General features: G+C 70.5%; 20 protein-coding genes and 2 pseudogenes. 11 read left to right on the top strand and 11 right to left on the bottom strand.

Features of this window, described 5'->3' with window-relative positions:
* Nucleotides 1–33: 33 nt before the first annotated feature.
* Together ABZY11_RS31790 and ABZY11_RS31785 are read right to left on the bottom strand one after the other, a co-directional pair.
* Nucleotides 34–1,353 carry a deoxyguanosinetriphosphate triphosphohydrolase gene (locus ABZY11_RS31790; RefSeq protein WP_356482460.1) on the bottom strand — a complete coding sequence of 440 codons (1,320 nt, stop codon included), beginning with the start codon at nucleotides 1,351–1,353 and terminating at the stop codon, nucleotides 34–36.
* Between the two features lie 98 nt (nucleotides 1,354–1,451).
* Nucleotides 1,452–1,577 (bottom strand): annotated as a pseudogene (locus ABZY11_RS31785) (sirohydrochlorin chelatase); the annotation flags it as partial.
* A gap of 278 nt (nucleotides 1,578–1,855) precedes the next feature.
* Between ABZY11_RS31785 and ABZY11_RS31780 the strand changes: the two are divergent.
* Complete coding sequence (locus ABZY11_RS31780) at nucleotides 1,856–2,560, top strand: ElyC/SanA/YdcF family protein (protein ID WP_356482461.1); 705 nt, start codon at nucleotides 1,856–1,858, stop codon at nucleotides 2,558–2,560.
* 81 nt (nucleotides 2,561–2,641) lie between these two features.
* Here the strand turns inward: ABZY11_RS31780 and cutA are convergent, their stop codons facing one another.
* Both cutA and ABZY11_RS31770 read right to left on the bottom strand, forming a co-directional pair.
* Complete coding sequence (cutA, locus tag ABZY11_RS31775) at nucleotides 2,642–2,980, bottom strand: divalent-cation tolerance protein CutA (protein WP_356482459.1); 339 nt, start codon at nucleotides 2,978–2,980, stop codon at nucleotides 2,642–2,644.
* A gap of 96 nt (nucleotides 2,981–3,076) precedes the next feature.
* Nucleotides 3,077–3,709, bottom strand: coding sequence for an NAD(P)H-dependent oxidoreductase (locus ABZY11_RS31770; protein ID WP_356482458.1), 633 nt, complete (start codon nucleotides 3,707–3,709; stop codon nucleotides 3,077–3,079).
* Nucleotides 3,710–3,795: 86 nt separating this feature from the next.
* Here ABZY11_RS31770 and ABZY11_RS31765 point away from each other — a divergent pair, with 86 nt between their 5' ends.
* The 3 genes from ABZY11_RS31765 (at nucleotide 3,796) to ABZY11_RS31755 (ending at nucleotide 6,568) form a co-directional block, all read left to right on the top strand.
* A complete protein-coding gene (locus ABZY11_RS31765) occupies nucleotides 3,796–4,596 on the top strand; it encodes an aminotransferase class IV family protein (protein ID WP_356482457.1) in 801 nt (266 codons plus the stop codon).
* A 481-nt stretch (nucleotides 4,597–5,077) separates the two neighbouring features.
* A complete protein-coding gene (locus ABZY11_RS31760) occupies nucleotides 5,078–5,845 on the top strand; it encodes a hypothetical protein (protein ID WP_356482456.1) in 768 nt (255 codons plus the stop codon).
* Between the two features lie 99 nt (nucleotides 5,846–5,944).
* Entirely contained in the window at nucleotides 5,945–6,568 is a 624-nt protein-coding gene (locus ABZY11_RS31755; RefSeq protein ID WP_356482455.1) for a class F sortase, read from the top strand.
* A 52-nt stretch (nucleotides 6,569–6,620) separates the two neighbouring features.
* Here ABZY11_RS31755 and ABZY11_RS31750 read toward each other — a convergent pair whose 3' ends face one another.
* Nucleotides 6,621–7,409 (bottom strand): TSUP family transporter, encoded by a 789-nt coding sequence (locus ABZY11_RS31750; RefSeq protein ID WP_356482454.1) that lies wholly within the window; start codon nucleotides 7,407–7,409, stop codon nucleotides 6,621–6,623.
* A 173-nt stretch (nucleotides 7,410–7,582) separates the two neighbouring features.
* Between ABZY11_RS31750 and ABZY11_RS31745 the strand changes: the two genes are divergently transcribed.
* Complete coding sequence (locus tag ABZY11_RS31745; protein WP_356482453.1) at nucleotides 7,583–8,512, top strand: oxidoreductase; 930 nt, start codon at nucleotides 7,583–7,585, stop codon at nucleotides 8,510–8,512.
* A 30-nt stretch (nucleotides 8,513–8,542) separates the two neighbouring features.
* Here ABZY11_RS31745 and ABZY11_RS31740 read toward each other — a convergent pair whose 3' ends face one another.
* From ABZY11_RS31740 to dusB, 4 genes are all read right to left on the bottom strand, one after another.
* Nucleotides 8,543–8,956, bottom strand: coding sequence for a VOC family protein (locus tag ABZY11_RS31740; RefSeq protein ID WP_356482452.1), 414 nt, complete (start codon nucleotides 8,954–8,956; stop codon nucleotides 8,543–8,545).
* Between the two features lie 172 nt (nucleotides 8,957–9,128).
* The gene (locus ABZY11_RS31735) at nucleotides 9,129–10,103 is read right to left on the bottom strand and encodes a helix-turn-helix domain-containing protein (protein ID WP_356482451.1); all 975 of its coding nucleotides are present in this window, start codon (nucleotides 10,101–10,103) and stop codon (nucleotides 9,129–9,131) included.
* Nucleotides 10,104–10,606: 503 nt separating this feature from the next.
* Nucleotides 10,607–13,354, bottom strand: coding sequence for a pyruvate, phosphate dikinase (gene ppdK / locus ABZY11_RS31730; protein WP_356482450.1), 2,748 nt, complete (start codon nucleotides 13,352–13,354; stop codon nucleotides 10,607–10,609).
* 614 nt (nucleotides 13,355–13,968) lie between these two features.
* Nucleotides 13,969–15,117, bottom strand: a complete 1,149-nt coding sequence (dusB, locus tag ABZY11_RS31725) for a tRNA dihydrouridine synthase DusB (RefSeq protein ID WP_356482449.1) — start codon at nucleotides 15,115–15,117, stop codon at nucleotides 13,969–13,971.
* Nucleotides 15,118–15,187: 70 nt separating this feature from the next.
* On the opposite strand from dusB, the gene ABZY11_RS31720 reads away from it, so the two are divergent.
* Both ABZY11_RS31720 and ABZY11_RS31715 read left to right on the top strand, forming a co-directional pair.
* Nucleotides 15,188–16,672: an MFS transporter gene (locus ABZY11_RS31720; protein WP_356482448.1), complete on the top strand. Its 1,485-nt coding sequence runs from the start codon at nucleotides 15,188–15,190 to the stop codon at nucleotides 16,670–16,672.
* Between the two features lie 56 nt (nucleotides 16,673–16,728).
* Nucleotides 16,729–16,950: pseudogene (locus tag ABZY11_RS31715) on the top strand (MFS transporter); the annotation flags it as partial.
* Between the two features lie 35 nt (nucleotides 16,951–16,985).
* Here the strand turns inward: ABZY11_RS31715 and ABZY11_RS31710 are convergent.
* Complete coding sequence (locus tag ABZY11_RS31710) at nucleotides 16,986–17,225, bottom strand: DUF6243 family protein (RefSeq protein WP_356482447.1); 240 nt, start codon at nucleotides 17,223–17,225, stop codon at nucleotides 16,986–16,988.
* A gap of 255 nt (nucleotides 17,226–17,480) precedes the next feature.
* Nucleotides 17,481–18,863, bottom strand: a complete 1,383-nt coding sequence (locus ABZY11_RS31705) for a glycine--tRNA ligase (RefSeq protein ID WP_356482446.1) — start codon at nucleotides 18,861–18,863, stop codon at nucleotides 17,481–17,483.
* 205 nt (nucleotides 18,864–19,068) lie between these two features.
* Between ABZY11_RS31705 and ABZY11_RS31700 the strand changes: the two genes are divergently transcribed.
* The 4 genes from ABZY11_RS31700 (at nucleotide 19,069) to ABZY11_RS31685 (ending at nucleotide 22,239) form a co-directional block, all read left to right on the top strand.
* Nucleotides 19,069–20,022 carry a metal ABC transporter substrate-binding protein gene (locus ABZY11_RS31700; protein ID WP_356482445.1) on the top strand — a complete coding sequence of 318 codons (954 nt, stop codon included), beginning with the start codon at nucleotides 19,069–19,071 and terminating at the stop codon, nucleotides 20,020–20,022.
* Nucleotides 20,023–20,060: 38 nt separating this feature from the next.
* Complete coding sequence (locus ABZY11_RS31695; protein ID WP_356482444.1) at nucleotides 20,061–20,843, top strand: metal ABC transporter ATP-binding protein; 783 nt, start codon at nucleotides 20,061–20,063, stop codon at nucleotides 20,841–20,843.
* A 2-nt stretch (nucleotides 20,844–20,845) separates the two neighbouring features.
* The gene (locus ABZY11_RS31690; RefSeq protein ID WP_356482443.1) at nucleotides 20,846–21,739 is read left to right on the top strand and encodes a metal ABC transporter permease; all 894 of its coding nucleotides are present in this window, start codon (nucleotides 20,846–20,848) and stop codon (nucleotides 21,737–21,739) included.
* 65 nt (nucleotides 21,740–21,804) lie between these two features.
* A complete protein-coding gene (locus ABZY11_RS31685; protein ID WP_356482442.1) occupies nucleotides 21,805–22,239 on the top strand; it encodes a Fur family transcriptional regulator in 435 nt (144 codons plus the stop codon).
* Nucleotides 22,240–22,378 lie beyond the last annotated feature (139 nt).

Here is a 22,378-nt window from a genome sequence, read left to right as displayed (position 1 = left end):
CGCAGACAAGGCGGAAACGGGCCGGATCACCGGTCAGCGGAGCCGGGTCGTGAGCGCCGCGTGCAGCGAGCGGGCCGAGGCGTCGGTCAGGGCGGCGATCTGGTCGACCAGGACCCGCTTGCGGGCCCGGTCGTCGCGGGCGGCGTCGTACAGTGCGCGGAACTGAGGCTCCAGCCCCTCGGGGGCGCGCGCGGTCAGTGCGGCGGCCAGCTCGGCGATGACGATCCGCTGGTCGGCGCGGATCGCCTCCTGCTCGGCGCGCTGCATGACGTACCGGTCGGCGACCGCCTTGAGCACGGCGCATTCGTTGCGGGCCTCGCGGGGGACGACCAGCTCGGCGGCGTAACGGCCGAGGCGGCCCGTCCCGTACGCCTGCCGGGTGCTGCTCTCGGCGGCGAGGCAGAACCGGCCGATCAGCTGGCTCGTCGCGTCCTTCAGCCGGGCCTGGGCGACGGCGGATCCGTCATATCCGTGCGGCCACCAGTCCTGGCCGACGAGCCGGTCCAGCGCGTCGGCCAGCTCCTGGGGCCCGGTGTCCGCCGGGACGTAGCGGCCGATGGCGACCGCCCAGATCTCGTTCCGCTCCGGTTCGGCGTAGAGCAGGTTGGGGTCGATGTGCCCGGCGTGCAGCCCGTCCTCGAAGTCGTGCACGGAGTAGGCGACGTCGTCGGACCAGTCCATGACCTGGGCCTCGAAGCACTTACGGTCCTTCGGCGCCCCCTCGCGGGCCCATTCGAAGACCGGCAGGTCGTCCTCGTACACCCCGAATTTCGGCGAGCCGGGGTCGGTGGGGTGCGCGCCGCGCGGCCACGGGTACTTGGTGGCGGCGTCCAGGGCGGCACGGGTCAGGTTGAGTCCGACGCTGACCAGCTCGCCGGTGCGGGTGTCGGGCACGAACCGCTTCGGTTCGAGTCTGGTCAGCAGGCGCAGCGACTGGGCGTTGCCCTCGAAGCCCCCGCAGTCCGACGCGAAGTCGTTGAGCGCCTGTTCGCCGTTGTGCCCGAACGGCGGGTGGCCCAGGTCGTGGGCGAGGCAGGCCGTCTCGACCAGGTCGGGGTCGCAGCCGAGCGCCGCCCCGAGCTCGCGGCCGACCTGGGCGCATTCGAGGGAGTGGGTGAGCCGGGTACGCGGACTGGCGTCCCAGGCATGGCCGCGGGTGCCCGGGGTGACGACCTGGGTCTTCCCGGCGAGCCGCCGCAGCGCGGCGGAGTGCAGCACCCGGGCACGGTCGCGCTGGAACGCGGTACGGCCCGGCCGTTTGTCCGGCTCGGTGTCCCAGCGCTCGGCGTCGGCCGCGCCGTAGGGGCCCGTGCCGTGGTCCTGTGTGCCCTGCGTACCGTCCATGCCGTCCATGGTTCCGACAGTAAACGGCCGGGCCGACAAGTAGGCTCAGGCGGCCGTCCGGGGATGTCCGTTCATCGGGTTTTCCCTCGCCGGGACTCCGTCGGGGCGGGCCTCCGGGTTCCGTTCCGTGTGACGAGTCCGAGCTGGGTGCCGAGTTGTGCGGTGATGCGGGTCAGCAGTTGCGCCGTGCTGTCGAGGGGCAGGGACTCCTGGGCTTGTGCCGGCTGCGTCATGGTCCGATGGTGCGGGACCGTGATTGCCGCGCCGTTGCGAGCGGGTGACGGGTGCTGTGGAGTCTGCGTGCCGCCGGTTCACCGGGGCCTTTGTGCCGCCCGCTCCGCCTCCGCGTGCCACCACCCGGGAGCGCAGGGCGGAGCCGCGCACGCGGACGGTGATCCGGCCGCGCCGGCGAGAACCCTTTCGCCCCGTGGATCGTCCGATCATGTGGGGGCGGCAGCTCATGTGGGGGCCGACGGCGCACAGCACGGAAACGAGGGGTGCTCACATGCGGATGAAGCGGCCGGTACGGCAGCTGCTCGGGTGGTTGCGGCCGCGGTGGCCGCGGACGCGGCGTGGGCAACGGCGGGCCGTGCAGGGGGTGATGGTCGCGTGTGTGCTCGCGCTGACGCCCGTGACCTGGATGTACGCCGTCGCCGACGCGCGGGTCAGGACGACCGCGGACGCGCCCGCGCAGCAGGTGGCCATGGTGTTCGGGGCGGGGCTCTGGCAGGGCAAGCCGTCGCCGTATCTCGCCAACCGGCTGAAGGCCGCCGCCGAGCTGTACCGGGACGGGAAGGTGAAGGTCGTGCTCGTGACCGGTGACAACAGCCGGAAGGAGTACGACGAGCCGGATGCCATGCGCACCTATCTCAGGGCGCACGGGGTGCCGGACAAGCGGATCGTGAGCGACTTCGCCGGGTTCGACACCTGGGACTCGTGCGTACGGGCCAAGAAGATCTTCGGGGTCGACCGCGCGGTGCTGGTGAGCCAGGGGTTCCACATCCGCCGGGCGATCGCGCTGTGCCGGACCGCGGGGATCGATGCGTACGGGGTGGGCGTGGACGCCGTGCACGACGCGACCTGGTACTACGGCGGGACGCGGGAGTTGTTCGCGGCGGGGAAGGCGGCGCTGGACGCCGTGTTCAAGCCCGATCCTCACTTCCTGGGGCCGCGGGAACCCGGGATCGGAGAGGCGCTGGCGGCCCACGAGCGGTAGCCCCGGGACGGTTCCGGGACCACCGGGACGGGGCCGGGGGCCACTGGGACGGGGCCGGGACTACCGGGTCAGGTCCGGGGGCTACAGCGAAGCGGCCGGGGCGGTTTCGGCCGAGACCCAGGCGAGGTAGCGGGCGCTGCCCCGTACCACCGGAATCGCGATGATCTCCGCGGTCTCGTAGTCGTGCGCCGCCTGTAGATGGGCCTCCAGTTCGTCGTACCGCTCGGCCGTCGTCTTGAACAGCAGCTGCCACTCCTCGGTGGTCTCGATGGCGTTCTGCCAGCGGTAGACCGAGGTGACGGGCGCGGAGATCTGCACGCAGGCGGCGAGCCGCGCCTCCACCGCGCCCTGCGCCAGGGCATGGGCCTTCTCCTCGCTGTCCGTCGTGGTCAGTACGGTCAGCCATGCCGGCGTCGTCACCTTCGGCTCCTGCGAGGTCGGTTGCGGGGGCTTTTCCCCCTTCCTCGATTGTCGGGGACACAGTGGCGCGGCGCAGCGCTCCCGGGCCGGGCGAGGTCAGGCGCCGTACGGGCGGACCGCCTTGGCGTCCCGCAGGGCGTGTCCCCACCAGGCCAGCTGGCCGAGCAGCAGCTTGGCCGCCGCGTCGCAGCCCGCCGGGTCCCGGTGCCTGCCCTCGTCGTCGAACAGCGCGCCCGCGTTGTGGAAGGACACGGTCTCGCGGATGCCCACGGTGTGCAGCTCCGCGAAGACCTGCCGCAGATGTTCGACGGCGCGCAGCCCGCCGGAGACCCCGCCGTACGAGACGAAGGCGACGGGCTTGGCCTGCCACTCGTCGCGGTGCCAGTCGATGAGGTTCTTCAACGGGGCCGGGAACGAGTGGTTGTACTCGGGGGTGATGACGACGAAGGCATCGGCCGCCGCCAACCCGACCGACACGGCCGCGAGCCGGGCCTGCGCGTCGGAGTCGGGCCGGTAGGAGAGGGCGACCGGGAGGTCGAGTTCCGCGACGTCGATCAGATCGGTCTCGATGTCCGGGTGGGAGCCGGTGTGCGAGAGGAACCAGTCGGAGACGACGGGGGCGAACCGTCCCTCGCGATTGCTGGCGAGGATGACCGCGACCTTCAGGGGTGCGGTGGAGCCGGTCGTGGGTGCGGTGGATGGGGGTGAGGGTGCTGTGGTGAGGTCCATGCGAAGAGGCTCGTACGTCAACCATGGTTGAGGTCAAGCCCCTCCGCCGGCCCCGCCGCCGGGTGCCGCGGCATACGGTGGACCGCATGACGACTCCCCCGCCCGAACCCTTCCCGTACACCGAGTTCGACGGACACCCGGCCACCGAGGCGGACCTGCGGATTCCGGCCTTTCTCGGCTACGGCCACTTCACGGCCATGCAGGTCAGGGACGGAAAGGTACGCGGCCTCGACCTGCATCTGGCACGGCTGGACGCCGCCAACCAGGAGCTGTTCGAGCGCGGCCTGGACGGGGCCCGGGTCCGCGAACTGATCCGGCACGCGCTGGACGGCGCCGGGATGCGGGACGCCTCGGTCCGGGTCCACGGCTTTCTGCCGCCGGGTGACACGGATACGACCGTCATGGTCACGGTGCGCGGACCGGCGCGGAAGTCCGCCGAACCGCACGGCCTGATGTCCGTCCCGTACGCCCGCACCGTGCCGCACATCAAGCGGGCCGGCGAGTTCGGCCAGATGTACTACGCGCGGCTGGCCGCCCGCGCCGGTTTCGACGAGGCCCTGCTGACCCTGCCGGACGGTGCGGTGACGGAGGGGGCCATCACCAACATCGGCTTCTGGGACGGCACTTCGGTCGTGTGGCCGGACGCCCCCGCTCTGCTCGGCATCACCATGGCACTGCTGGAGCGGGAACTGCCCGGCGCGGGGCTGAAGTCCGTACGGCGTCCGGTGACCCTGGACGGGCTGGGCGCGTTCCGGTCGGCGTTCATCACCAACTCGCAGGGCATCGCGCCGGTCCGGCGGATCGACGACACGCGATTCACGGTGGACGAGGAGCTGATGAAGCGGATCGGGCAGGCGTACGGCGGTGCGCGGTGGGACACGGTCTGACGCGCCCGGCCCCGGCGCGGTCGCCCGACCGTACTGGGCCGGTCCCCTGCGGGCGCGTACGGAGCGTGCCCGACCGGCTTTCGCCCGTCTCCCTGCGCCCCTCACCCCTGCGCATCCCCTCCGCGCGAATCCGCCCCCACCGGCCCCAGGGGGGATGGGGCCGGTGGGGGCGGCGGCCGGGGGCGGTCCCGTGCACCGTCCCGTGGGGGGTGTGAGACGTGTGCCCGACACCCACGAGGTCATGCGTGTGATGTACGCCACTTTCTTCCGGGGTGGCGTCACCCGGTTGGCACCCAACCCCACGGGAGCGACCTCTCCCGCTTCGATCACGGCTGTGACCTGCGCGATTACACCTTGACAAGGAGGCCGTGCCGGTCCGTTCGGGTGAAAGCTGACTCGGTGTCAGCAGGCATGGGTGACCGGCCGCCCGTTAGCTCGAGGTCAGGACACACCTACTCGCGCCATCGCCGGAGGAACCCCCATGCGTCCTGCCCGCCTAGTGACCGGTACCGCCGCATCCGCGGTCACCATAGCCACGCTCGGCTTCCTCGCCGCCGGGCCGTCCGCGTACGCAGGTGAAGCCGGCGCACTGCGGAACGGCTCGGCCGATGCCACGTCGCAGACCGCCGACGGTCCCGGGGCGCGGACCACCGACGGCCTCGGGGCACGGACCACCGGCGACGAGACCGCGGACGACGGCGCCGAATCCGGGTCCGGGTCAGGGTCGGGGTCGGGCACGGACACCCCGTTCAGCCTCGACGCCCTTTCCGGCCTCAACGCGCCCTCGCTGCTCGACTCCGCGGGCGGGCTCGACGCCTTCTCCGGGCTTGACGTCCCGAGCGGGCGCGACACCCCGTCCGGGGACGAGGACACGGACCGGGGCGAGAGCTCGGACGGACACAACAGCTCGTCCTCCGGGCACGACAGCTCGGGCGGGCGCGAGAGCTGGAAACCTCCCAAGGAGGAGGGCTCGGGCAAGCACGACGGCTCGTCCTCGTCGGGGCACGACAGCTCGCCCTCCGGACACGACAGTTCCTCCTCGTCCGGACACGACAGCTCGTCATCCTCCGGGCACCGGCCCCCGGACGCCCCCACCGGCCCCACCGGGCACGTCAAAACCGGAGTCGGCGGCAGCGTCCGGTCCGACACCACCCAGATCGCGGCGGGCGCCGGCGTTCTCGCCGCGGCCGTCGTCGGCGGAGCCTGGCTCCTGCGTCGCCGGGCGAGCGGCACGCAGGAAGTCGGCTGACGGAGACGGATTCACGTCTCCGTACCGCCTGGTTCCCGTCCCGGTGGCCGCGCGCCACCGGGACGGGGCCGTCCCCATTCCGTCACCCGGAGGACGACCGTGACACAGAAGGCCAAGGGCTGGCTGCTGGTCATCGCAGCGCTGGCCGGTGTCTGGCTCATCCGGAACGGCGCCGACACCCAACTGGTCCCGCCCCGGCCGACCGCCGCCCAGGCCTTCGCGGGCGGCCCGGCACCCCAGCCGGGATCTCCGGTCGCCGAACCCCTGAAGCCTTCGGCCCCCGTACGCATCCGCATCCCGAGCATCCGGGTCGACGCCCCGATGATGCGTCTCGGCCTCGGCCCCGACGGCAGTCTCGATGTGCCGCCGGCCGGGAACCGCAACGTCGTCGGCTGGTACCGGGACGGCACTCCCCCGGGCTCCAGGGGCAGCGCGATCGTCGCCGGGCATGTGGACAACGCACAGGGGCGGTCGGTCTTCTACGACCTGGGTGCCCTGCAGAAGGACAGCACGGTCGAGGTGGTCCGCCAGGACGGCCGTACCGCCGTCTTCTCCCTGGACGCGATCGAGGTCTACGACAGCGACGACTTCCCCGACGACCGGGTGTACGGCGCCTCGTCCTTCGCCTCGCTGCGGCTGATCACCTGCGGCGGCGGCTTCTCGAAGGAGACGGGGTACGAGGGCAACGTGGTGGCGTACGCGCATCTGACCTCCGTGCGGTGAGCACCGCCCCCGAGCCGGCGTCGGTGAGCCCCCGGCCCCGGGCTGCCGCCGCTCAGGCCGTCCACTGGTCGAAGGCCAGCTTCGCGACCAGCGAGAACACCACGACCAGCAGCACGCCGCGGACGAACTCGCTGCCCTTCCTGAGCGCCATCCGGGCCCCGATCAGCCCGCCCGCCAGGTTGAACACCGCCATCAGCGCGGCCAGTTGCCAGAGCACACTGCCCTGGTAGGCGAACATCGCCAGCGCGCCGCCATTGGTGCAGACGTTGACGATCTTGGCGGTGGCGGACGCCGTCACCAGGTCGAGGTGGAGCACCGCGGTCAGCGCCAGCACCAGAAACGTTCCCGTGCCGGGGCCGAACAGCCCGTCGTAGAAACCGATGCCGCCGCCGACCAGCACGATGGCGGTGACGGTGCGGGCCCGGGTGACCCGCTGCCGCTCACCGTCGCCCGTGTCCTTGCCGAACGAGGGCCGCAGCATCACGAACGCCGCGACGGCCAGCAGCACCACCATGATCACCGGCCGGAGCACCTCGCTGCTGATCCCGGCGGCGAAGAACGCGCCGGCCATCGACCCGGCCAGCGCCGCGAGCCCGATCCGCAGCGCGGTCCCGACCTTCACCGGTGCCTTGCGTACGTACGCCACGGCGGCGCCCGACGTACCGACGATCGCGACCGCCTTGTTGGTACCGAGCACCTGTGCGGCCGGGACGTGTGGCAGGCCGAGGAGCAGTGCGGGCAGCAGAAGCAGGCCGCCGCCGCCGACCACGGCGTCGATCCAGCCGGCCGCGGCCGCGGCAAGGCAGAGGATTATCAGAGTGGTGAGTGCTATGTCCGGCATGATCACGACCCTACGATCGCCGTCCGGCCGCTCCGGCCGGATCATGCAAAAGTTGAGCCACTCCTGAGGTTCACGCGCTTTGCGCACATCTGCGCCGCCGGGCGCACCGGCCGTCCGGAATCCGGACCGACCGGGCCGGTCCCGGCCGCACACCGCGGCCGTACGCTGGCCCCATGAGTCACGGCTGGAACGCGAACGACATCCCGGACCAGAGCGGCCGTACGGCCGTGGTCACCGGAGCCAACAGCGGTATCGGCCTGAACACCGCGCGGGAGCTGGCCCGGCACGGTGCGCGGGTCCTGCTCGCCTGCCGTGACGAGACGCGCGGCAAGGAGGCCGCTGCCCGGATCCGGACGGCCGTGACCGGCGCGGACGTGGCGTTCGTACCGCTCGACCTGGCCGATCTGGGTTCGGTGCGCGAGTTCGCCGCGACCCATGCGCCCGGCCGTCTCGATCTGCTGATCAACAACGCGGGCGTGATGGCCCTCCCGTACGGGACGACGACCGACGGCTTCGAGAGGCAGTTCGGCATCAATCACCTCGGGCACTTCGCCCTGACCGGGCTGCTGCTCCCCCGGCTCCTCGACACCCCCGGGGCGCGTGTGGTGACCGTCTCCAGCGGGATGCACGCGCTGTCCGACATCGACATGGGGGACCTCAACGGCGAGCGGAACTACCGCCGCTGGATCGCCTACGGCCGCTCGAAGACCGCCAATCTGCTCTTCGTCCATGAGCTGGCGCGACGGCTCACGAAGGCGGGCTCCCGACTGGTGGCCGCCGCCGCGCACCCGGGATACGCGGCGACCAACCTGCAGTCGGCCGCCGCCCGGATGGAGAACCGCCGGGCGGCGGAGCGGGTCTTCGAGCTCGGCAACCGGATCATCGCCCAGCCCGCGTCGGCCGGCGCGCTGCCCACTCTGTACGCGGCCACCGCGCCCGGCGTGCGCCCCGACTCGTTCACCGGGCCGGGGCTGCTGGGCTGGCGCGGTGCGCCCGCCCCGTCCTGGCGGGCGCGCTGGACGCTGAACGATGTGACGAGCGAGCGGCTCTGGGTGGCGTCCGAGCAGCTCACGGGGGTGACGTATCCGGACCTCGCGTCCTGAGGCCCGGTCGTCGGCCGGGCGTCGACGGACTCAGCCCTGCCGGCCCTCGACCGCGGCGGGGTCCATCCACACGACCTCCCAGATGTGGTTGTTCGGGTCCTGGAAGGAACGGCCGTACATGTGGCCGTAGTCCATCGGCTCGTTGGCCGGCGAGCCGCCGGAGGAGAGGGCGGTGTCGACCAGCTCGTCCACCTTCTCCCTGCTCTCGGCGCTCAGGGCGAGGATGACCTCGGTGGACTTCGAGGCGTCGGCGATCTCCTTCTTGGTGAACTCCTTGAAGCGCGGCTCGGCGAGGAGCATCGCGAAGATGGTGTCGCTGATCACGAGACACGCGGCGTTCTCGTCGCTGAACTGCGGGTTGCACGAGAAACCCAGCTTGCCGAAGAAGGCCTTGGTCGCTTCGAGGTCCTTGACCGGCAGGTTGACGAAGATCATCTGAGGCATGGCCGCTTCGCTCTCTCTGTTGTTCGAACGTGTACGACAGGTAGACGGCGGGGCTTCCCGGAACTCATCGCCGTCGGCGAAGAAAATCCTCGCAACTCCCGGTCCGCCCGTCCCTGAACGCCACTCACCTTGGACCACTTGCCCCGGCTCTCCCTCCCCGGGGTGGCCCGTCTCAGGACAGGGCGAGTGGTGCGCCGCCCCGGAGCAGCGACCCGCCCAGGGGCGTCAGCGTGTGCAGGACCGAGCCGCCGTGCCGCAGGGTGTGGACCAGGCCCGCCTCGCGCAGCACACAGGCGTGCTGGCTCGCCGAGGCGAGCGACACTCCGGCCCGCAGGGCGAGCTCGCTGGTCGTGCAGCCGTTCCCTATGGCGCTCAGGATCGTGGAACGGGTGCTGCCGAGGAGCCGGCCGAGCCAGGGGCCCGGCTCGGCGAAGACCGGGGCGCGGGAGTGGGTGACCGGATAGACGAGGACCGGCGGGAGCCGCGGGTCGCGGTAGACGACCGGGGTGACGCGACAGAAGAAGGACGGCTGGAGCAACAGCCCCCGCCCGTCCAGACGGACGTCCCGGTCCACGGGGTAGTCCGCCTCCAGCACGGGGGCCCGCCAGCGGATCATCGGCGGGAGGGAGGCGAGCAGTTCGTGCGCGCCGCCGTCCAGGAGGGCGCGGCCGCGTACGGCGCGGTCGGCCTCGACGCTGGCCCGGATGTGCGGCCAGTACGGCTCGATGGCGGCGCGGTGGTAGCTGCGCAGCGCGTCGACCAGCCGGCCGAGCCCTTCGGCGGGGCTGTCCGGGAAGCGGCACGCGTCGCGGCGTTCGGCGCCGAGCAGGGCGAGTTCGGCGAGGACCCGGTCGGGCGGGGTGTCGCGCAATGCCTGCATTCCCGCGTCGATGCCGAACGGCTCGCCGCTTTCCTGAGCAGGCGTCAGAAAATCCGGGAAATAGCCGCGCGACGGAATCACGGCGGACAGCAGCCGTACTTCACCATTCAACCGAGGCCGGGTCTCCGTACGCCATTTCCCGAACACCGCGGAACCACGCCGGTCCCGCAGCCGGTGGAAACTCAGAGCGGTTTCCCACAGCGCGTCCGGCCGGGTGGCCATCCGCACCTTGGAAAGGTCCACTCCGGACACATGGATACGCAGCACCGGTCCCCCACCTGTTGCACCTGCAATTACCCCCACCCCAGGGTAGGTGATCCGTAACAGCACGTCACCACGGGGTTTCGGCCAGAGGTGAAACGCCTCGCACCCACCCGCCGTCACCCGAAAAGCTGTACGACGTCGGGCACGAATCCGGCGCCACCGGAAGGGCGAGTGAAGGCCGTGGGGGGTTTTGCTGGCCCGGCGGCGGTGGACGACGGTGCGGCTACATGCCCGATGGGGGTAACCCGGGTGCGGCCCATGGATGGGGATCCATGGGCCGCATCCCGGCCCGTTCCCGGCTAATGTCTTTGCGTATTGAACGAACTCTGTCTAATGAGCGAAGAAAAGGAACAACGCCGAACAAAAATTTTCCCCGGACCAGAACGAGACGGCGACACCCCCGCACGGGGTGCCGCCGCCTTGTGGTGTTCCGGAGTCGCCGACGAGCCAGTGTGAGGGTGGTGCTGGGCCGTCGGCGGCCCCGGTTCAGGGGGTCGGGTACCGGGTCAGCGGCTGTCGCTGCCGGTCGAACCCGCCGCCGCACGGCCCGCTTCGAGCCGGGCGACGGGGATACGGAACGGGGAGCAGGACACGTAGTCCAGACCCACCTCGTGGAAGAAGTGCACCGACTCCGGGTCCCCGCCGTGCTCGCCGCAGACGCCGAGCTTCAGGTCCGGACGGGTGGCCCGGCCGGCCGCGACGGCGCTGCGGACCAGCGAGCCGACGCCGTCCTTGTCGATCGTCTCGAACGGCGACACCCCGAAGATGCCCTTCTCCAGGTACGCGGTGAAGAACGACGCCTCCACGTCGTCGCGGGAGAAGCCCCACACCGTCTGGGTCAGGTCGTTCGTGCCGAAGGAGAAGAACTGTGCGGCCTCGGCGATCTGGCCCGCGGTCAGCGCGGCGCGCGGCAGCTCGATCATCGTGCCGATGGTGAGCTTCAGCCGGGTGCCGGTGGCGGCCTCGACCTCGGCGATGACCTGGTCGGCCTCCTCGCGGACGATCTCCAGCTCCTGGACCGTGCCGACGAGCGGAATCATGATCTCGGCGCGCGGGTCGCCCTTGGCGTTCTTGCGCTCGGCCGCGGCCTCGGCGATCGCCCGCACCTGCATGGCGAACAGGCCGGGGATGACGAGCCCGAGACGGACACCGCGCAGACCGAGCATCGGGTTCTGCTCGTGCAGCTTGTGCACGGCCTGGAGCAGGCGCAGATCGTTCTCGTTGGCGTCCTTGCGGGACTCGGCGAGCGCGACCCGTACCGAGAGCTCGGTGATGTCAGGCAGGAACTCGTGCAGTGGCGGGTCGAGCAGCCGTACGGTGACGGGCAGTCCGTCCATCGCCTCGAACAGCTCGATGAAGTCGGCCTTCTGGAGCGGAAGCAGCTCCTCCAGCGCGGTCTCGCGCTCGGCGTCGGTGTCCGCGAGGATCAGCTTCTCGACCATCTCGCGGCGCTCGCCGAGGAACATGTGCTCGGTGCGGCACAGGCCGATGCCCTGGGCGCCGAAGCGGCGGGCCCGCAGCGCGTCCTCGGCGTTGTCGGCGTTGGCCCGCACCCGCAGCCGGCGCACCCGGTCCGCGTACGCCATGATCCGGTGCACGGCGGCGACCAGCTCGTCGGCGTCGTCGGCGCCGGCGTGCATCCGGCCCTCGAAGTACTCGACGACCGGGGACGGCACGACGGGGACCTCACCGAGGTACACCTTGCCGGTGGAGCCGTCGATGGAGACGACGTCGCCCTCCTCGATGACCCGGCCGCCCACTGTCATCCGGCGGCGCTTGGTGTCGACCTCCAGGTCCTCGGCGCCGCAGACACAGGTCTTGCCCATGCCGCGGGCGACGACGGCGGCGTGCGAGGTCTTGCCGCCGCGCGAGGTCAGGATGCCCTCGGCCGCGATCATGCCGTCGAGGTCGTCGGGGTTGGTCTCGCGGCGGATCAGGATGACCTTCTCGCCGGACCGGGACCACTTGACCGCGGTGTACGAGTCGAAGACGGCCTTGCCGACCGCCGCACCCGGCGAGGCGGCGATGCCGCGCCCCAGCAGCTCGGTCTTCGCTTCGTCGTCGAAGCGCGGGAACATCAGCTGCGCGAGCTGCGCGCCGTTGACCCGCTGGAGCGCCTCGGCCTCGTCGATCAGGCCCTGGTCGACGAGCTGGGTCGCGATCCGGAAGGCGGCACCGGCGGTGCGCTTGCCGACCCGGGTCTGGAGCATCCACAGCCGGCCGCGCTCGATGGTGAACTCGATGTCGCACAGGTCCTTGTAGTGCGTTTCGAGGGTTTCCATGATCTGCATCAGCTGGTCGTACGACTTCTTGTCGATCGACTCCAGCTCGGCGAGCGGCATCGTGTTGCGGATACCCGCGACGACGTCCTCGCCCTGCGCGTTCTGCAGGTAGTCGCCGTACACGCCCTGGTGGCCGCTGGCCGGGTCACGGGTGAACGCGACGCCCGTACCGGAGTCGGGGCCGAGGTTGCCGAAGACCATCGAGCAGACGTTGACGGCCGTGCCCAGGTCGCCGGGGATGCGCTCCTGGCGGCGGTAGAGCTTGGCCCGGTCGGTGTTCCACGAGTCGAAGACGGCCTTTATGGCCAGGTCCATCTGCTCGCGCGGGTCCTGCGGGAAGTCGCGTCCGGCGTCCCGCGCGACGATCTTCTTGAACTGCTTGACCAGCTTCTTCAGGTCGGCCGCGTCGAGGTCGACATCGACGGTGACGCCCTTGGCCTCCTTCGCCGCCTCCAGCGCCTCCTCGAAGAGGTCGCCGTCGACGCCGAGGACGGTCTTGCCGAACATCTGGATGAGGCGGCGGTAGGAGTCCCACGCGAACCGCTCGTCGCCGGCCTGGGCGGTGAGCCCGACCACGGACTCGTCGGAGAGGCCGATGTTGAGAACCGTGTCCATCATGCCGGGCATCGAGAACTTCGCGCCGGAACGGACCGAGACCAGCAGCGGGTCGTCGGCCTGGCCGAGCTTCTTGCCCATCCGCGCTTCGAGGGCGTCCAGGTGCGCGCTGACCTCGGCACGCAGCTCGGTCGGCTCCTCGCCGCTTTCGAGGTAGACCTTGCACGCCTCGGTGGTGATGGTGAATCCCGGAGGGACGGGAAGCCCGAGGTTGGTCATCTCGGCGAGGTTCGCACCCTTGCCGCCGAGGAGGTCCTTCAGATCCTTGTTGCCCTCGGTGAAGTCATAAACGAACTTCTCGCCCTTGAGCTCCCGGGAATCCGGGGTGGATACGTGGGGATCTTTGTTTTCCGACACGGGTCTCGACTCCTCGAGGACGCGGTGGCTGCCCTGACGGCGAGGAACATACCCAGATCGAAGGTGTCTGGGTACGTCCACTTGCGCGTCATGAGGCCTCAACCACCCGTCCGCCAGCAGATCGAAAGTGACGCGACCTGTCGCCCGATCGGAGCTATTCGTTCACTTCTTGAAAGCATCAGTACCGAGAGCTACCGGAATCCCTCACTTCGATCACCCAGCGCAATGGAAGCGTCGATCGATCAAAATAGAGACCCCTGGCACCGAGTGCCATCATTTGAGAAATGCAGCCCTCGAAATTGCGCTCATCTGAGCGCACTGGCTCTCAGGGTGGCGAGAATCGCTCTACGGTCGACGCTCAGATGTCACCATCCGGACGCCCGATCGGCGACTACCCGTCACGCAATGATCACCGAGTAGGCACCGAGGGTGTGCGGAATCGTCGGACAAAGACGCTGTCGCCCCGTTTGAGTCGCCCACCGACCGAACCGCCGCCGAATCCGGCCGAATGTTGCGCTCAGATGAGCGAGATAAAGAAGAGGCACGCGGTGCCTGTGCGCCGCGTGCCGGGGAAGGGCCCGGAAGGCCCGGTGCTGCTCTCGGCGGGTGTGCCCTCAGCCGCCCGAAGTGTCCAGCTCCGCGTCCGGGCTCACGCCAGCGCAGTCGTACGGGTCCTTCAGCCAGCCGTCCGGCAGCACCACACGGTTGTTGCCCGAAGTGCGCCCGCGCGGCCCGTCCGCGCCGTCCGGCCACGGCTGGTCCAGGTCCAGCTCCCGCAACTGCCCGCCCAGCTCCTCCAGGGACGAGGTGATCGCGAGCTTCTTGCGCATCTCCGAGCCGACCGCGAAGCCCTTGAGGTACCAGGCGACATGCTTGCGGAAGTCGATCACGCCGCGCGTCTCGTCGCCGATCCACTCCCCCAGCAGCGTCGCGTGCCGCAGCATCACGTCGGCGACCTCCCGGAGCCCCGGCGCCTGCCGCGTCCCGGTGCCCTCGAACTCGCTCACCAGGTCACCGAAGAGCCAGGGGCGTCCCAGGCAGCCGCGGCCCACCACCACGCCGTCGCAGCCGGTCTCGCGCATCATCCGGCGGGCGTCGTCCGCGCACCAGATGTCGCCGTTGCCGAGGACGGGAATCTCCGGGACGTGCTCCTTGAGGCGGGCGATGGCGTCCCAGTCGGCGGTGCCGCCGTAGTGCTGGGCGGCCGTCCTGCCGTGCAGGGCGACGGCCGTGACGCCCTCCTCGACCGCGATCCGGCCCGCGTCCAGGTAGGTGGTGTGGTCGTCGTCGATGCCCTTGCGCATCTTGATCGTGACCGGCAGGTCGCCCGCGTTGGAGACCGCCTGGTTGAGGATCGCGCGCAGCAGCGGCCGCTTGTACGGGAGCGCCGAGCCGCCGCCCTTGCGGGTCACCTTGGGGACCGGGCAGCCGAAGTTCAGGTCGATGTGGTCGGCGAGGTTCTCGTCGACGATCATCCGGACCGCCTTGCCGACGGTGACCGGGTCCACTCCGTACAGCTGGATCGAGCGCGGGGTCTCGCTCGCGTCGAAGTGGATCAGCTGCATGGTCTTCTCGTTGCGCTCGACCAGCGCCCGCGTGGTGATCATCTCGCTGACGAACAGCCCCTTGCCGCCGGAGAACTCCCGGCACAGGGTGCGGAACGGGGCATTGGTGATGCCGGCCATGGGGGCGAGCACCACCGGCGGCTGCACCGTGTGCGGGCCGATCCGGAGCAGCGGGAGGGAAGGGGCGAGCGTGGTCATTGCTCCATTGTCGCGTACGGGGCCGGTCCCTCCGGCAGCGGAGTTCGTTAGTTAACCGTACTATCCATGTATGCCCGAGCTCAGTCACCGCCGACGGCAGTTGGTGCTGGCGATCTGCTGCATGAGCCTGCTGATCGTCAGTCTCGACAACACCGTGCTCAATGTCGCCCTGCCGTCCATGCAGAAGGAACTGCACGCCACCGTCGCGGGCATGCAGTGGACGATCGACGCCTACACCCTCGTCCTGGCCTCGCTGCTGATGCTCGCGGGCTCCACCGCCGACCGGGTCGGGCGCCGGAAGATCTTCAAGATCGGCCTCGTCCTCTTCACCCTCGGTTCGCTGCTCTGCTCCGTTGCGCCGAACCTGGAGTCGCTGGTGGCGTTCCGGATGGTGCAGGCGGTGGGCGGTTCGATGCTCAACCCCGTCGCGATGTCGATCATCACCAACACCTTCACCGCCCCGCGCGAGCGGGCCCGTGCCATCGGGGTGTGGGGCGGTGTCGTCGGCATCTCCATGGCGGCCGGCCCGGTGATCGGCGGTCTGCTGGTGGACTCGGTCGGCTGGCGGTCGATCTTCTGGATCAATCTTCCGGTCGGTCTCGCCGCGCTCCTGCTCACCTGGCGCTACGTCCCCGAGTCCCGCGCCCCGAAGCCGCGCCGCCCCGACCCGGTGGGGCAGCTGCTGGTGATCGGGCTGCTCGGTTCGCTGACGTACGCGATCATCGAGGCGCCGTCGGTGGGCTGGACCTCGCCGCGGATCCTGGTGTTCACCGCACTCGCCGGGTGTTCCCTGGCCGGGCTGCTGCTGTACGAGCCCCGGCGTGCCGAGCCCCTCATCGATCTGCGGTTCTTCCGCAGCGCCCCGTTCAGCGGTGCCACCGTCATCGCGGTCTGCGCCTTCGCCGCACTGAGCGGGTTCCTCTTCCTCAACACCCTGTACCTCCAGAACGTGCGCGGGCTGAGTGCGCTGCACGCCGGTCTGTACATGCTGCCGATGGCGGCCCTGACCTTTGTCTGCGCACCGCTGTCCGGGCGGCTCGTCGGCAACCGCGGGCCGCGGCTGTCGCTGCTCGTGGCGGGCGTGGCCATGACGGCGTGCGGGCTGCTGTTCGCCGCGTTCGACGCGGAGACCGACGACGTCCTGCTGTTCACCGGCTATGTGCTCTTCGGCCTCGGCTTCGGCATGGTGAACGCGCCGATCACCAACACGGCCGTCTCCGGGATGCCGCGCTCGCAGGCCGGGGTGGCGGCGGCGGTGGCCTCGACCAGCCGGCAGATCGGCGGGACGCTGGGGGTCGCCGTGATCGGTGCGGTGCTGGCGGCGGGGGTGGCCGGCACCGGGTCGCCGCGCGGCGCCGCCTACGCCGAGGCCTTCGTGGACGCGAGCAAGCCCGCCTGGTGGATCCTCGCCGGGTGCGGGCTGTGCGTCCTGCTGGTGGGGGCGCTGACGAGCGGGCACTGGGCGCGGGAGACCGCTCGCCGGACCGCTCAGCGGCTGGAGGGACCGGCAGACGCGCCGGCCGGGGGTCAGACGTCGGCGAGCTCCAGGGCCTGAAGACGCTGGAGGCGCTGCCTGGTCTCCTCGCCGACGGGGGCGTACGTCACCATGCGCGGGCCGGGGTGGGCGGCGGTGTGATGACGACGGCTCAGCAGGCCGCGCTGGCCCCGGGGGTGGCCACTCTGGGCACCCTGTTCCTCTCCCTGGTCCCGGGCGCGGGCATGCGGGACGCGCTGGCCGTGACGCTGCTGGTGCAGCTGGCCGCGGTGGTGCTGACGACGCTGCTCAGTCTGCGGCTGCCGCGCGGGGTGGCGTGGGCCCGGATCACGAGGTGATCCGGGCCCACGGTCGTACGAGTGATGAGGAGGCGTCAGCTCTGCGCCGGGGCGTCCTGCCCGGTCTCGTCCGGCTGCGCGGCGTCGTCCGACGAGGACTCCGTCGCGGTTCCCGACTGCGCGCGCTCACGCATCTTGCGCAGCAGCTCCTGCTTCTGGTCGGCCGCCGCCTTGCGGTCGGTGGTGCGGGCAGGGCCCACGCCCTGCTGATCGGCGCGGGACAGCTTCTTGCGCTGTCCGCCCACACCGAGCAGGTTGTTACGGCTCTTGGCCACGGCGTTCTCCCGTTCGTAGTGCGAAGTGAGGTCTGAAGCGACCTGGGATCGGTCCGGTGGGCGGCGGGTGGTCGGACCCGCCGCGCTCTCACTCGTAGATCTGGAAGAACGAATACATGCCGGAACCGTACCGCGCCGGGGTCGGCCGCCGCATCACGTTTTCCGCCCGGCCTCCGCGCACGACCGGCGTAGCGCGAAGCCCCCGGCTCCGTACGCGGGTACGGAACCGGGGGCCTCGACGGCGGGAGCGATACGTCAGCAGCCGAGCAGGCGGACGCCGAGGTAGGCCTGGATCTGGTCCAGGGAGACGCGCTCCTGCTTCATGGTGTCGCGCTCGCGCACGGTCACCGCGTTGTCGTCGAGGGTGTCGAAGTCGACGGTGACGCAGAACGGCGTGCCGATCTCGTCCTGACGGCGGTAGCGGCGGCCGATGGCGCCCGCGTCATCGAACTCGATGTTCCAGTTCTTCCGCAGGTCGGTCGCGAGGCCCTTGGCCTTCGGCGACAGCTGCGGGTTGCGGGACAGCGGCAGGACGGCGACCTTGACCGGCGCGAGGCGCGGGTCGAGACGCATCACGGTGCGCTTCTCCATGACGCCCTTGGCGTTGGGCGCCTCGTCCTCGATGTAGGCGTCGAGGAGGAAGGCGAGCATCGCACGGCCGACACCGGCCGCCGGCTCGATGACGTACGGAGTCCAGCGCTCGCCGGCCTCCTGGTCGAAGAAGGACAGGTCCGTGCCCGAGGCCTTGGAGTGCGCCTTGAGGTCGTAGTCCGTGCGGTTGGCGACGCCCTCCAGCTCGCCCCACTCACTGCCGCCGAAGCGGAAGCGGTACTCGATGTCGGCGGTGCGCTTGGAGTAGTGGGAGAGCTTCTCCGCCGGGTGCTCGTACCAGCGCATGTTCTCCTCGCGCATGCCGAGGTCCGTGTACCAGTTCCAGCGCTGGTCCATCCAGTACTGCTGCCACTCCTCGTCCTCGCCCGGCTTGACGAAGAACTCCATCTCCATCTGCTCGAACTCGCGGGTGCGGAAGATGAAGTTGCCCGGAGTGATCTCGTTCCGGAAGGACTTGCCCATCTGGGCGATACCGAACGGCGGCTTCTTGCGCGAAGTCTGCTGCACCTGGCCGAAGTTGGTGAAGATGCCCTGGGCGGTCTCGGGACGCAGGTAGGCGACCGAGCCGGAGTCCTGGGTCGGGCCGAGGTGGGTGGAGAGCAGACCCGAGAACTGCTTGGGCTCGGTGAAGGTGCCCTTGTTGCCGCAGTTGGGGCAGTTGAGCTCGGTCAGGCCGTTCACGGGCGCGTGACCGTGCTTCTCCTCGTACGCCTCCTCCAGGTGGTCGGCGCGGAAGCGCTTGTGACAGGAGGTGCACTCGGTCAGCGGGTCGGTGAACGTGGCTACGTGACCGGAGGCCACCCAGACCTCGGGAGCAAGGATGACCGACGAGTCGAGACCGACCACGTCCTCGCGCGAGGTGACCATGTAGCGCCACCACTGGCGCTTGAGGTTCTCCTTCATCTCGACGCCCAGCGGCCCGTAGTCCCAGGCGGCGCGCTGGCCACCGTAGATCTCACTGCAGGGATAGACGAAGCCACGGCGCTTGCTCAGGCTGACGATGGAGTCGATCTTGTCGGCGGCCACGGTGCTCTCTTCATTACGACGAAATTGGACAGGGTGGCGCGAAGCGCCTCGGTGGGGGGGTGGTGGTCAGGAGACGGGCGGGCGAATGCTTCAGATTACCGGCGGGCACGCCCCTTGGATCAAATCGGTATCGGCACAGACGCCCGATGGGTGATCCCATCGGGCTTGTTGACAATCGTTTCCAATTTTGTTGAAAATGACTGTCATGAACGTAAGCCGCCTCATACCCACCGCCGTCGTCGCCGGAGCAGTCGCCCTCGGCCTCACCGCCCTCACCGCCTGTTCCTCCTCGGACGCCGCGGACCGCAAGAACGGCGACAAACTGGACGTGGTGGCCTCGTTCTACCCGATGCAGTTCCTGGCCGAGCAGATAGGCGGGGAGCATGTCTCCGTCACCACGCTGACCAAGCCGGGCGTCGAGCCGCACGACCTGGAGCTCAGCCCGCGGCAGATCGGCGGGCTCACCGACGCCGACTACATCCTCTACCTCAAGGGCATCCAGCCCGCCGTGGACGACGCCATCAAGCAGTCCGGGGCGAAGAACGTCACCGACGCCTCGAAGCTCACCGCGCTGGAGGACCACGGCACCGAGACCGGCGGCGACGAGCACGGCCACGAGCACCACGGCGACGAGGCCGGCGCCGACCCCCACATCTGGCTGGACCCGGTGAAGTACGCCGAGGTCGCCAAGGGTGTCGGGAAGTCCATGGAGAAGGCGGACCCGGACCACGCCGCGGACTACCGGAAGAACACGGACGCGCTGGTCACCAAGCTCGACGGCCTGAACACGGCGTACGAGAACGGCCTGAAGAACGCCTCCACCAAGACGTTCATCACCACCCACTCCGCCTTCGGGTACCTCGCCGAGCGCTACGGCCTCACCCAGGAGGGCATCGCCGGCATCGACCCCGAGGCCGAGCCCAGCCCCGCCCGGATCAGCGAGATCCACACCATCGCGAAGAAGGACGGGGCCACCACCGTATTCTTCGAGACGCTCGCCAGCGACAAGACCGCGAAGACCCTCGCCAAGGACACCGGCCTCAAGACCGATGTCCTGGACCCGCTCGAAGGAATCACGGACAAGTCCAAGGGCGCTGACTACATCGAGGTCATGCAGTCCAACCTCGCCGCCCTGCAGAAGGCGCTCGGCGCGAAGTGACCCCCGCAACACCCGCCACAGCAGCATCGGAGGCGCTCATGCCCGAGCCCGGGAGCACCACGACCGAACCCGTAATAGCCCTGCGCGGCGCCACGGCCACCCTCGGCGCGCGTCCGGTGCTGCGCGGCATCGACCTGACGGTCCACCGCGGCGAGGTCGCCGCCCTGCTCGGCGCCAACGGCTCGGGCAAGTCGACCGCCGTGCGCTCCGTCATCGGTCAGGTCCCGCTCACCGGCGGCTCCGTCGAGCTGTTCGGCACCCCGCTGCGCCGCTTCCGCTCCTGGGCACGGATCGGTTACGTGCCCCAGCGCACCACGGCGGCCGGCGGCGTCCCCGCCACGATCCGTGAGGTCGTCTCCTCCGGGCGCCTGTCCCGTACGAAGCTGGGCCTGCTCCGCAAGGTCGACCGGGCCGCCGTCGACCGGGCCATCGAGCTCGTCGGCCTCGCCGACCGGGCCAAGGACTCGGTGGACGCGCTCTCCGGCGGACAGCACCAGCGGGTGCTGATCGCCCGCGCGCTGGCCGCCGAACCGGAGCTGCTGATCATGGACGAGCCGATGGCCGGCGTCGACCTGGGCAGCCAGGAGATCCTCGCCTCGACCCTGCGCGAGCAGGTCGCGGCCGGCACCACGGTGCTGCTCGTGCTGCATGAGCTGGGCCCGCTGGAGCCGCTGATCGACCGCGCGATCGTGCTGCGCGACGGCTGTGTGATGCACGACGGGCCGCCGCCGAAGGCGCTGGGCCAGCACGCCCTGCCCGGACACGACCACGTACACCCCCACGCGGCCTCCGAGCCCGTCCGGACGGGACTGCTGAGCTGATCATGGAATTCCTCACCCCTCCCTTCATGCAGCGGGCCCTGCTCGCCGCCGTGCTCGTCGGCGTCATCGCCCCCGCCGTCGGCATCTACCTCGTCCAGCGCCGCCAGGCCCTGATGGGCGACGGCATCGGCCATATCGCGATGACCGGTGTCGGCCTCGGCTTCCTGCTGTCCACCAGCCCGGTCTGGATGGCCACGGCGGTCGCCGTCGCCGGCGCCGTCGTGATGGAGCTGATCCGCTGGTACGGACGCACCCGCGGCGACATCGCGCTGGCCATGCTGTTCTACGGCGGCATGGCGGGCGGTGTGCTGCTGATCAACCTCTCCGACACCGGCTCCAACGCCAACCTCACCTCGTACCTCTTCGGCTCGCTGTCCACCGTCTCCTCCGGGGACATCACCTCGATCTGCCTGCTGGCCGCCTTCGTGCTGCTGGTGACGCTGGGGCTGCGGCGGCAACTGTTCGCGGTCAGCCAGGACGAGGAGTTCGCCCGGGTCACCGGGCTGCCGGTGCGCGCGCTGAATCTGCTGGTCGCCGTGACGGCGGCGGTGACGGTCACCGTCGCGATGCGGGTCGTCGGGCTGCTGCTGGTCAGCGCGCTGATGGTGGTGCCGGTCGCGGCGGCGCAGCAGATCTCCCGGTCCTTCAAGGTGACGTTCGTGCTCTCGGTCGTCATCGGCACGGCGGTGACCCTGGCCGGCACCGTGACCTCGTACTACCAGGACGTCCCGCCCGGCGCGACGATCGTGCTGCTGGCCATCGCGGTCTTCGTCGCCCTGACGCTGCTGGCGACCCCGCTGGCCAGAAGCCGCGCCCGCCGGAGCGAAGCGTCGTCCGAGGAGTGCACTCTGGAGGTACCGGCCTCCCGTCCGGCCCCGGACGAGCTCCGGGTTTGACCGTGGCGTCCGGACGGGCTGGCACAATGGCCCGACACAGGTACGGGCGACACGAGGAGGCTGCTGTGGCGACGGCGCCGATCAGTGGAACGAACGCGGCCCCGGTACGCGGCCGCTCGACCCGGCAGCGGGCGGCGGTGGCGGCGGCGCTCGACGAGGTGGACGAGTTCCGCAGCGCCCAGGAGCTGCACGACGTGCTCAAGCACCGCGGCGACTCGGTCGGGCTGACCACCGTCTACCGCACCCTCCAGTCCCTCGCCGACGCCGGCGAGGTCGACGTGCTGCGCACCACGGACGGCGAGTCCGTGTACCGGCGCTGCTCGACCGGGGAGCACCATCATCACCTGGTGTGCCGGATGTGCGGCAAGGCCGTGGAGGTCGAGGGCCCCGCGGTGGAGCAGTGGGCGGAGACCATCGCCACCCAGCACGGCTATGTGAACGTGGCCCATACGGTGGAGATCTTCGGTACGTGCGCGGAGTGCGCGGAAGCGAAGAAGTGACGTGACGGTGGGGGGGGGGGGCCCCCCCCCCCCCCCCCCCCCCCCCCCCCGCCCCCGCGGCCCCCCCCCCCCCCCCCCCCGCCCCCCCCCCCCCCCCCCCCCCCACGCCGCACCACCACACCCCCCCCCACATAACGCC

The sequence above is a fragment of the Streptomyces sp. NPDC006510 genome (genome assembly GCF_040611955.1).
Taxonomy (GTDB): Bacteria; Actinomycetota; Actinomycetes; order Streptomycetales; family Streptomycetaceae; genus Streptomyces.
The sequence above is the reverse complement of the archived record's forward strand: the minus strand, read 5'-3'. Positions and strand labels throughout refer to the sequence as shown.

Bases quoted from the DNA above. Each gene is read 5' to 3' on its own strand.
- ABZY11_RS31790 (WP_356482460.1), bottom strand. From the start codon at position 1,353: ATGGACGGCATGGACGGTACGCAGGGCACACAGGACCACGGCACGGGC.
- ABZY11_RS31780 (WP_356482461.1), top strand. From the start codon at position 1,856: ATGAAGCGGCCGGTACGGCAGCTGCTCGGGTGGTTGCGGCCGCGGTGG.
- ABZY11_RS31770 (WP_356482458.1), bottom strand. From the start codon at position 3,709: ATGGACCTCACCACAGCACCCTCACCCCCATCCACCGCACCCACGACC.
- ABZY11_RS31765 (WP_356482457.1), top strand. From the start codon at position 3,796: ATGACGACTCCCCCGCCCGAACCCTTCCCGTACACCGAGTTCGACGGA.
- ABZY11_RS31760 (WP_356482456.1), top strand. From the start codon at position 5,078: ATGCGTCCTGCCCGCCTAGTGACCGGTACCGCCGCATCCGCGGTCACC.
- ABZY11_RS31750 (WP_356482454.1), bottom strand. From the start codon at position 7,409: ATGCCGGACATAGCACTCACCACTCTGATAATCCTCTGCCTTGCCGCG.
- ABZY11_RS31745 (WP_356482453.1), top strand. From the start codon at position 7,583: ATGAGTCACGGCTGGAACGCGAACGACATCCCGGACCAGAGCGGCCGT.
- ABZY11_RS31740 (WP_356482452.1), bottom strand. From the start codon at position 8,956: ATGCCTCAGATGATCTTCGTCAACCTGCCGGTCAAGGACCTCGAAGCG.
- dusB (WP_356482449.1), bottom strand. From the start codon at position 15,117: ATGACCACGCTCGCCCCTTCCCTCCCGCTGCTCCGGATCGGCCCGCAC.
- ABZY11_RS31720 (WP_356482448.1), top strand. From the start codon at position 15,188: ATGCCCGAGCTCAGTCACCGCCGACGGCAGTTGGTGCTGGCGATCTGC.
- ABZY11_RS31700 (WP_356482445.1), top strand. From the start codon at position 19,069: ATGAACGTAAGCCGCCTCATACCCACCGCCGTCGTCGCCGGAGCAGTC.
- ABZY11_RS31695 (WP_356482444.1), top strand. From the start codon at position 20,061: ATGCCCGAGCCCGGGAGCACCACGACCGAACCCGTAATAGCCCTGCGC.
- ABZY11_RS31690 (WP_356482443.1), top strand. From the start codon at position 20,846: ATGGAATTCCTCACCCCTCCCTTCATGCAGCGGGCCCTGCTCGCCGCC.